Genomic DNA, 9756 nt, shown 5'->3' with positions numbered 1-9756 from the left:
CATCCCGGTAGCCAGAAAAGTCTGTACCCGCAGGACCTCCCAGGCGTCAGACAGCCTTGCGCCGACGAGTGTCAGCATCGCACGAAAGTTCAGCGGCGCGCAGATCAGCGTTGAGACGAGGTAGCCCAGCGCAGCTCCCTTCAAGCCCCACTGGACGCCGATCAGCAAACAGATGCAAAGCGTAACCAGCGTAACGAGCGACCACCTGTACATCACATCGACCCGGCCGATCGCCACGAAGACGCTTCCCTGCACGGTGAGCAGGCTTTGCAGCGCTCCGTGCACTGCGAGCACGGCCATCGGGAAGGCCGCCGGGGCGTACTGTTCACCGAACAGGACGGCTGTCAGCGGCACCGAAAGCGCCGCTATGCCGGCCATGGCAGGGAAGGTGAACAATGCAATGGTCCGGTAGGTTTTAAGCAGCCCAGCTTTGAGGCGTGCGGTATCGTCCTTGATCTGCCCCAAGGACGGCAACAATACCTGGATCAGGCCATTGGCAAAGATCTGGACGGGCATCGCCATGATCCGCCAGGCGATTGAGTAGTAACCAAGGACTGCTGTGCCGAGGAAACGGCCTATGATGATCATGTCGATGTTGCCGGAGAAGAACCAAAGAAAGCGCACATTGATCATACCCCAACTGACGCCAATGATTGATTTCAGCTCCGCGAAATCGAACTCGAACTTCAAAGGCGCTTTGGAAATCGTGCAGTAGACTGCAGCCTTGAGCGAGAACATCACAAGCTGCTGCACAACCAGCGACCAGGCACCCCAGCCCATAACGGCGCAGGCAAGAGCTGCGACGATGCCGGCAGTCACCGACGAGAACTCAACTGCAGCCAATGTGCGAAATTTCATGGCCCGAAGAAGCCAGGCGCCCGGCACGATCATTGCGCCGCCAAACAACAGCGTTATCGAGAGGACCTGAAGGATCAGCTCAGCGCGCGGTTCGTTGAAGATTGATGCTACGCCCGGGGCCGCAACAATCAGGATTACGGTCAGTAAGGAAGCGGCCCCAAGTCCGGTCCAGAACGCGGTTGACCAGAGTTTGTCTGTTGGCTCCTGCGCAACAACCAGCGCAGGTTGCATACCGAAGTCGCTGAATAACATCAGAAAGAACAGGAAGGGAGCGGCAATTTGAATCAGGCCAAAATCTTCCGGCGTCAGCAGACGGGTCAGCACCGGAAGGATCAGGATGGCCGAAGATATACGAGCCGCACTTGCAGCCATCGTCCAGATCGCCCCCTTGGCGACGTGCTGACCCATGGGGGCGACGCCCCCCGGGCCCGGCGTCGCTGCAGGCTGCGCGAAAGGCTGGTTATCCGTCATGGGGGCTCGTGGCGGGTGGACTGGTGAAAACGATGTATCGGCCGGGAATGGATTTCAGACGTTATAGGTTCAATTCGATGCAAGCGGCGGTCCAAACAGCACGCTGGCGTTCACATCCTTGACGCAGAGCGTCCCGGTCAGCGCCATCGATACCGAAAATTCACCCTGCAAGGCCTTGAGCTGATTGAGCAAACCGGCTTCGCCTGCGCCGGCGAGGGCGTAGACCCAAGGCCGTCCGATCATCGCCGCATCGGCGCCGAGGGCGACGGCCTTGAGGATGTCCTGGCCGGAGCGGACGCCGCCATCGACCAGCAGCCTCGTCTGGCCGGACACCTTTTCGGCGATCCGGGGCAGCATCGAAATCGTGGACGCGACCCCGTCGAGCTGGCGCCCGCCATGGTTGGAGACCACAATTCCGTCGGCGCCGGCTTTGACGGCTTCGACGCCATCTTCGGGGCTGAGGATACCTTTGATGACAAGCGGGCCGGACCATTGCGCGCGGATCCAGGCGAGGTCGGCCCAGCTGATCGAAGGGTCGATCGAGGCATTTGCCCAGGCTGAGAAGTCCGCAGGCGTGGCGGCGCCTTTGACATAAGGCGCAATGTTTCCAAGGACATGTGGCTTTCCGCCGAGGCCGACATCCAGCGCCCAGCCGGGATGCAGGGCGTAGGAAATAAGCCCGCGGCGAAGGCGCGCCCAGGCGTTGCCCCCGCCGCTCATCGTGTTGCGGACATCGCGGTAGCGGGTTCCGACGACGGGCAAGTCGACTGTCAGGACAAGGACGGATACGCCTGCAGCTTTGGCGCGCCCGATCAGGTCGGCGCAGGCGCCCCGGTCGCGGAGCATGTAGAGCTGGAACCAGAGGGGCCCCGAACCGGCCGCCGCCGTTTCCTCGACCGAGCAGACCGACAGGGTGGAGAGGCAGTAGGGCACGCCGAACGCCCCCGCCACCTTGCGCGCCGCGGCCTCGCCGCGCCGCGCCATCATGCCCGACAGTCCGACCGGGGAAAGGGCTAGGGGGAGTGTTAGCTCTGACCCAAACAGGGTCACTGCGGTGGACCGGGCCGAAACATCACGAAGTATTCGCTGGTGCAGCTCCAGGCGCTCGAAATCGCGCACATTGCGAGCCAGAGTGACCTCCGCATAGGCGCCGCCATCGAGATAATCGAACAGGAAGCGGGGCAGGCGGGCTTCTGCGAGCCGGCGGTAGTCTGCAACCGAGGCTGGGGCAAGATTTAATGTTGGCACGGTAAATGTGTCCCCGATCAGGTAGTTAAGCTTGAATCATGAAAAGAACGAAGCGTTTGCAGATATTACTGATAGGGACAGGCAAAAGTAGCATTCAGCCGCTTTTGTTAACGTTTATTCCGGGGGGCGATATTCAGTTTCCAATCTTTTCCAGTTAAAGGGAGGTAGCGTCAAAGTCCTGATTAATCGGGCCGATTGGGCTGGTATTGAACTTGCACGGGTCGCGAATAGACCCAGGCCATGTCGGCCGCGCAGAGAAACTGGGGAATGGTAAGATGTCCAAACTGAAACGAATGAGCCTTTTGAGCGTCGCCGCCTGCGCACTGATCGCACCGGTTGCCTTCGGGCAGGCCGACAATTTCTACAACCGCGACAAATATCAAGCCGTGCTGGATCGGCCGCAGCCCGAATACGATCCGGAGCCGATCCGGCTGGGCGCGTTCCTTGTCCGATCGCAGGCCGACCTGAGCCTGACCGCTACGGATAACGTGTATGCCAGCTCCACCTCAGGTGAATCGGACGTGATTGCCCGCGTCGGCGCCCGCGTTGCAGCAGACACCAACTGGAGCGTTCACGCCGTCGGCGGCGAAGTGACCGCCCATCGCAACGAATTCCTCGATCTCAGCGATGAATCGACGACCGACCTGACGGCCCGCCTTGGCGGACGCCTGGATGTAACCCGCGCCTTCTCGCTGGGCGCCAGTGTCTTTGCGGTCGACTCCGCCGAGCCGCGCTCCGACTTTGCCAACGATTTCGGCGCCGACGCTCCGGTCGGGTATACGCGCACAGGCGCCACGGTCGAAGCCAATTACGGCAACGACCGCGTCCGCTTCGAGAACAGGCTCGGTGTGACCGACGAGAATTTCAAGGATGCCCGCACGATCACCGGCGGGTTTAACATCGATCAGGACTTCCGAGACCGCTCGGTCACGAATGCCCGCTCGCGCCTGTCCTATGCCGTGACGCCGGACTTCGCTGTTTTCGCGCAAGGCACCTATACGGACAGCAACTACGACAACCTTCAGCTTGTCAGCGGTGCGCTACGCTCACGGGACTCCCAAGGCTATACCCTGGCCGGCGGTGCCAACTTCGAATTGACCTCGCTGATCCGCGGCGACATCGCCGTCGGTTACCTTGACGAGAAGAAAAACGATGCGTTCTTCGAAGACGTCAGCGGTCTGTCCGTAGACGGCCGTATGCAATGGTTCCCAACCCGCCTGACGACTGTCAGCCTCAGCGCTGGCCGCCGTATTGTGGATACCGGCGCCTTCGAATCGCCGAGCGCGGTGGAGACCGTCTTCGGCGCGCGTGTTGACCATGAGCTTCGCCGCAATATCATCCTTTCGGGCTATGGGACTGTGTTTGACTACGCTTATCAGGAAACCGACCGCGAGGATCAGATCCTCGAACTCGGCGCCATCGCGACCTACAGGATGAACAAGCGTGTCCACTGGGAAGCCTTCGTTCGCAACCGCGACCGCGATGTGTCGGGTAGCGCCGTGTTCGGTGACCCATCCTACGGCATCACCTCTGCCGGAATCGGCCTGCGGCTCTATCCGTAACGCTTACAGTATCCGGAGGCCGGCAAATGCGCCGGCCTCTGCCTTCCTTTCTCCGAGGCCCTGTTTTGACCAAGTCGTTTTCCATAGAATTGCCTTCCAACCTCAGCACCACTGGGGATGACCAGCTGGCGGGCCCGCCGCTCGACCTGAAGGCAATTGTTGGAATGGTGTATCGCCGTTTCTGGCTGATCCTCACAGGATTCGTGACGACTTTCAGCGTCATCGCCTTTATGACCTTTACCCAGACGCCCCTCTTCTCGGCGCAAACGGTGATCCAGCTCGACACTCAGGAACGCAACGTCATCGATCTCGGGGCGATCTTTTCCGGGCTCGGCGGCACAACCGCCGTGATTGACACCGAAGTGATGGTGCTCGAATCAAAATCGCTTCTCACCCGCGTCGCAGAAAAACAGAAGCTGGTAGAAGATCGGGAATTCAATCCGTGGCTCCGCCCGGAAAAGAAAGGTCTGCTGTCGCCGGTCAAAGGCCTTGTGCGCTCGGTCACGGGCCAGACAGACAAACCTGATCCTTTTGACGCCCTCCCGGCCGAAGAGAAACTTGCCATCCAGAAGGAGGTTGCTGTCGAGATCCTCAAAGCCAAGGTCCAGGCGGCGCGCATTGGAACGACTTATCTGATTACTATCAATGTGCTCAGCCAGTCCCCGGAGACGGCTGCACGCCTTGCCGATGAAGTTGCCGATCAGTACCGGGTCCAGCAACTGGAAGAAAAGTACGAAGCGACCCGCAAGGCAACCGAATGGCTCTCAGAGCGCGTGTCGGGATTGCGGGCAGAGGTCGAGGAGAAAGAACGACGCGTCGAAACTTACCGCGCCGAATCCGGTCTTCTGGCTGCGCAGGGCGCAACCCTAACCGAGCAACAGATTGCCTTTATGACGTCGCAGAGAGGCTCGCTTCAGGTAGATCTCGACCGCGCCCGCGCGCGCTCTGAAAGCCTCCGCCGCCAGATGGCAAGCGGCGCGGGCGCCGACGGGATCTCCGAAGTGCTCGACTCGCCGGTGATCTCCGACCTGAAAGCCCAGCGGGCAGGCATCAACCGGCGCGTTGCGGAACTGGAAACCAAGCTCGGCCCGCAGCACCCGGAACTCATCAGCGCCCGGAACGAAGCCGCCGACATCGATCGCCAGATCAATGCCGAGGTTGAGCGCATTGCGGGCAATATCGATAACGAACTGCGCGTCGCGCAATCGCAGATCAATTCGATCCAGGGCGAAATCGCGCGCTCGACCGGCCAGCTGCGCGGCAACAACCAGGCGCTTGTTCGCTTGAGAGAACTCGAGCGTGATGCGGATACCAGCCGTCAGCTGCTCGAAGAGTTTCTGACGCGCTCCAAACAGACCGGCGAGCAGGATGCCCTGATCACGGCCGATGCCAGTATCCTCTCGAAGGCTTCGGTGCCCGACGCGCCCGCCTCACCCAAGAAGGCGCTCAATCTGCTCATCGGCCTGATTCTGGGCGCTATCGTCGGGGGCGGTCTTGCCCTGCTCACCGAGATTTTTGACATGAAGGTCAGCTCGACCGAAGATGTTGAGCGCAAGCTCGGTGCTAACCCGATCGGTTCGGTTCCGTTGATCCGCACAGCGAGTTTCCTTGGTCTGTCGCAGACTAATCCTGCGGACTTCCTGGTCGAAAACCCGCTCTCGGCCTTCGCGGAGAGCATCCGCTACCTCCGCGCGGCCATCGCGTTCTCGGACCTCGACAGCGAGACCAAGACAGTCGCCGTTTGCTCGTCGCTTCCTGACGAAGGCAAGACCAGCCTGACGCTCGCCCTCGGGCGCATGTCGGCCATGTCGGGGTCGCGCACACTCGTCATCGACGGGGACTTCCGCCGCCGCCAGCTGACCGAAACCGCCGGTCTGAAACCGGATATCGGCTTCGTTGAGCACCTATTCGGCGCCGGCCAGCTTTCCGACGCGATCGTAAAGGATCGCAAGACGATGCTCGATATTCTGCCGCTCGCGCAGAATGGCCACACGCCGCATGACGTTTTCGGCACACGCGCCTTCGACGACCTGCTCGAGCGCCTGCGGTCAATGTACGACCTGATCCTGATAGATACCGGCCCGTTGCTGCTGATGGCGGAAGCCCGTGTCGTCGCCGGTAAGGTCGACAAGACGATCCTCGTCGTACGTTGGCGTCACTCCAGCCGTTCGGCTGCCCGTCAGTCACTCACGCTGCTGCGTAACTTCAAGGCGGACATCCTGGGCGTCACACTCAACATGGTCGATCTTAGCAGCAGCCGTCACCACCGCGATCCGGGTGCGACCTATAAGGCCTACCAGAAGTACTACCAGATGGAGGCAAAACCCTCGGTCTTCAGCTGGATGGGAATTGGCAAGGGCAAGCCGAATGGAAAAGCTCCGAAAGGATCTGTCGCCGTGCAGGTCCCGCCGTCGAAGGCGACCGGCCGGGAGTGAACCGGGCGAAAGGATTTCCGCAGGATAACGCGGCAGGAGAGGTTCTGCGGCAGGCGTTTCCAGAACGGAGATCTGCTGCATCTCGACCAGGCAGGATAGGACGTAAAGGATGATCCGGATCGCTTTCTTCGGTCATGATGCCGCGGACGCCGCCATACGACGCCGTGTCCGCGGATTTCTCGACGATGGGCTGAGCGTTACCGGCTTCATGATGCACCGACGCGACCCCGGGGCGATTGACTGGGAGAATATCGACCTCGGCGAAACGCGCGACGGCGCCTTCGCGCAGCGCATCGCCCGCGTCTTTACCGGCGCGCGCCTCGCTGCTGCAGCGCGCGACAAACTGGCAGCCGCCGACGTGATTTACGCCCGTAACCTCGACATGCTCGCTTGCGCCTTTCTGGCCAAGCGCCACGCGAAACTTGATACACCGGTCATCTACGAAAGTCTGGACGTTCACCGTCTGCTGACGCGGCCTGATGTCATCGGCGCCGCCATGCGCTGGTTGGAGCGCACGCTGCTGAAGCGTACGGCCGGCCTGGTCGTTTCGTCGCCAGGCTTCATTCGCAATCATTTCGAACGGTATTATCCGGGCAACTATCGCGCCTTCATCGTCGAGAACCGGCTGGCGCCTGGCGCTGATTATGGTGCGCGCGCGTGTGAGCGGAAGGCTGCTTTAGGTGACGCTACCCAGCCGCTCCGTCTCGGCTGGGTCGGCAACCTGCGCTGCAAGCGCTCGCTGGACCTGCTTTGTCAGTTGGCGGACCAGTTTCCGGACAGACTCGAGATTCACCTGCACGGCCAGCCGGCGCGCACCGAGGTGCCGGTGTTCGAACCGCAGATCGATGCGCGCCAGAACATGACCTTTCATGGCCGATACCGGTCTCCGGAAGACCTTGCCGGGATCTATAATGCGCTGGATGTGGTCTGGGCAGGCGACTTCATGGAGGCCGGGTACAATTCGGTCTGGCTCCTGCCGAACCGAATCTACGAGGGTGGTTATTTCTGTACCCCTTCGATTGCCCCGGCCGGGACAGAGACAGCCGCCTGGCTCGATGGTCATGCCTGCGGTCTTATTGTGGAAGAGCCGCTGGGGCGGACGCTGCCGGAGATCATTGCCTGGTTGATCGCTGACCGCACGCCCATTGCGGCGCATGCTTCTGCGCTGGGGCGGTTGCCAGACGAGACGTTCATCCAGCCGCCTGGATTCCTTGCTGGCATCATCCGCGAGATTCTCGGTCGGACGCACTGAGATTTTCCGAAGGGCGGAGCGCGCGCCGCCCGCCTTGGCACCGCTGCTTATTCGATCAAGCCGTGCAAGCGCATCGTCTCCGAGATCATGCTGGACCATACGGTATAGCCCGCTTCATTCAAATGCAGGCCGTCATTCGTGAAGGCCGGGTTCAGATTACCGGTCTCGTCGACCATGACTGCGTAGGTGTCGACAATGACGAAACCGGAGTCGGCGCTGCTTTCCTTCAGCAAAGCATTGACCGAGCGGACGCGATCGTTTGAGGCCGGCGCCCAGTTCTGCGGGAATACGGTCTGTACAAAGACTTTCGTATCTGGACTACTGGTCCGGATCAGCTTGGCCGCAGCTACAATATTGCAGGCGGTTTTTGACGGACTGTTCCGTGTCCAGAGATCGTTCGTGCCGATCAGGATGAAGACGGCTCTAGGGTAGCTTTCCGAAACTTCGCTTATACGGAAGAGGATACCGTCTGACGTGTCACCGCTGATGCCCCTGTTCTGCAGTTCTACGCTCCCGGGTGATGACACGCTCCAGTCGTTGAGTTCTATCAGGCTGTCACCCAGCATTACGAGCTGGCCTTGAGGGAGCGGAGTTTCGGCGAATTGCTTGATCCTCGCCCGGAAGTGCTTCGCAGCGTCGTTGCTGTGCGTCGGAACAACGAGACCCTTGCTCGAGGAGAAGCCCCGGATTTTGTCCGAGCATTCGGCGGGCGGCGCGGTGTCCCTGGGTGACCTGGACAAGTCGTTTGCCAAACCGCAGGCTGCGAGCAAGGCGCCAAGCGCCAATATTGCAGCAGCTGTCGCCGGCGCAAGGCCCTTTCTGAGGTGAACGGCGGCGTGAAGCCGCCGTTCGTTTGTTCCGGAATGCACGTCAGATTTCATCACCCGCTTCGTCAGTCCCGTGTTTCAATGAGGCGGGCTTGTCCCACTTTTTTCCGGGCTCCGAAATCGAAATAGGCAAAGGCCCCGAGATAGAATGCGGTGATGATCGTGCTGAACGCACCTGCCGGATAGGATTCCGTAAAGCAGGTAATCGTCACGATGAAGAAGAAGAGAAGGAAGGTTGAGTTTACGACCGATCCATCGCGCAGCCACAACTGGACAGTCCGAAGGCCGGCCCAGATGATCCCAAGGATGAAGCAAGCCAGGCCGACATAGCCGAGGTGGACCCTGACTTCCCAGAACGCGCTGTGGAACGAAATCTTGGCGCCCCGCGCGTGGTTCGCTTCGCTAAGTGTCTGCGCGAGTCCCGTGTTCGGGTGCCAAAAGCCATCAAGTCCAATGCCGAACCAAGGGTGCTGGGCGGAAACGTACTCGGCGGCTTCCCAGATTCCGGTCCGGCCGGTTAGGGTCGGGTCCTTGCCGACGAGCCCAAGGAAGTCTGCGATGAATGAATTCTGCGGCATCGACAGGATCAGTATCGCAACGGCCAGGGCAGCGACGACGATGGACGTCAACAAGGTCGAGCGCAGATGCGTGACCGTGGACACGCCCACCCAGAAAACCTTGACGGTCAGCAACACGAAGATGCCAAGCAATGACAGAACAAGCGATGTGGCGGAATCCGCCATAAACTGGATCAAGAAAGCCAGGGGAAAGGTCCCAACGCCGATCAGCCTGTAAGCTGTTTTTTCATGAGGGTTTAACGCGGTTGCGAGGCAAATCAGTGTGGCGAACATGAACTGGTAGGCCAGCAGGTTCTTTTGCGGTAGCGGACCCCCATACTGGAGTGTCGAAAAGTAGGGAATGCAGTAGAGGACCGCGCCGGCCGCTGCGAAGGTCAACACCCGGAGGATTTCTGTCGGGCGCAGGCGAATGGTCAGCGTGACCATGATCAGCGGGATCATCAATTGCAGGATTGAGCTGCGAAGCGCGTCCCCCGGATAGGGCGTCCAGAAAACGGAGAAGAGCGCCATCACAGGATAGGGCAG

At 60.5% G+C, this 9756-nt stretch carries 7 protein-coding genes; 3 read left to right on the top strand and 4 right to left on the bottom strand.

Annotated elements, in window-relative coordinates:
- Together WEA77_RS15895 and WEA77_RS15890 are read right to left on the bottom strand one after the other, a co-directional pair.
- Positions 1 to 1266, bottom strand: a 1266-nt coding sequence (locus WEA77_RS15895) for a lipopolysaccharide biosynthesis protein (RefSeq protein WP_368068846.1), incomplete at its 3' end; no start/stop codon positions are given.
- Between the two features lie 132 nt (positions 1267 to 1398).
- A complete protein-coding gene (locus WEA77_RS15890; RefSeq protein ID WP_368068845.1) occupies positions 1399 to 2577 on the bottom strand; it encodes an L-lactate dehydrogenase in 1179 nt (392 codons plus the stop codon).
- 275 nt (positions 2578 to 2852) lie between these two features.
- On the opposite strand from WEA77_RS15890, the gene WEA77_RS15885 reads away from it, so the two are divergent.
- From WEA77_RS15885 to WEA77_RS15875, 3 genes are all read left to right on the top strand, one after another.
- Positions 2853 to 4139 carry an outer membrane beta-barrel protein gene (locus WEA77_RS15885; RefSeq protein WP_368068844.1) on the top strand — a complete coding sequence of 429 codons (1287 nt, stop codon included), beginning with the start codon at positions 2853 to 2855 and terminating at the stop codon, positions 4137 to 4139.
- Positions 4140 to 4204: 65 nt separating this feature from the next.
- Positions 4205 to 6574, top strand: a complete 2370-nt coding sequence (locus WEA77_RS15880; protein ID WP_368068843.1) for a GumC family protein — start codon at positions 4205 to 4207, stop codon at positions 6572 to 6574.
- Between the two features lie 109 nt (positions 6575 to 6683).
- Entirely contained in the window at positions 6684 to 7826 is a 1143-nt protein-coding gene (locus tag WEA77_RS15875; protein WP_368068842.1) for a glycosyl transferase, read from the top strand.
- A gap of 47 nt (positions 7827 to 7873) precedes the next feature.
- Here WEA77_RS15875 and WEA77_RS15870 read toward each other — a convergent pair whose 3' ends face one another.
- Together WEA77_RS15870 and WEA77_RS15865 are read right to left on the bottom strand one after the other, a co-directional pair.
- Positions 7874 to 8566 carry a GDSL-type esterase/lipase family protein gene (locus tag WEA77_RS15870; RefSeq protein ID WP_368068841.1) on the bottom strand — a complete coding sequence of 231 codons (693 nt, stop codon included), beginning with the start codon at positions 8564 to 8566 and terminating at the stop codon, positions 7874 to 7876.
- Positions 8567 to 8718: 152 nt separating this feature from the next.
- Positions 8719 to 9741: an O-antigen ligase family protein gene (locus tag WEA77_RS15865; RefSeq protein ID WP_368068840.1), complete on the bottom strand. Its 1023-nt coding sequence runs from the start codon at positions 9739 to 9741 to the stop codon at positions 8719 to 8721.
- Positions 9742 to 9756: the final 15 nt, after the last annotated feature.

The organism is Hyphomonas sp. (assembly GCF_040882205.1).
GTDB lineage: Bacteria > Pseudomonadota > Alphaproteobacteria > Caulobacterales > Hyphomonadaceae > Hyphomonas.
Note: the sequence above shows the minus strand (reverse complement) of the source record. Positions and strands in the feature narration are given on the sequence as shown.

Coding starts and splice junctions, on each gene's coding strand:
- WEA77_RS15875 (WP_368068842.1), top strand. CDS start 6,684: ATGATCCGGATCGCTTTCTTCGGTCATGATGCCGCGGACGCCGCCATA.
- WEA77_RS15865 (WP_368068840.1), bottom strand. CDS start 9,741: ATGGCGCTCTTCTCCGTTTTCTGGACGCCCTATCCGGGGGACGCGCTT.
- WEA77_RS15885 (WP_368068844.1), top strand. CDS start 2,853: ATGTCCAAACTGAAACGAATGAGCCTTTTGAGCGTCGCCGCCTGCGCA.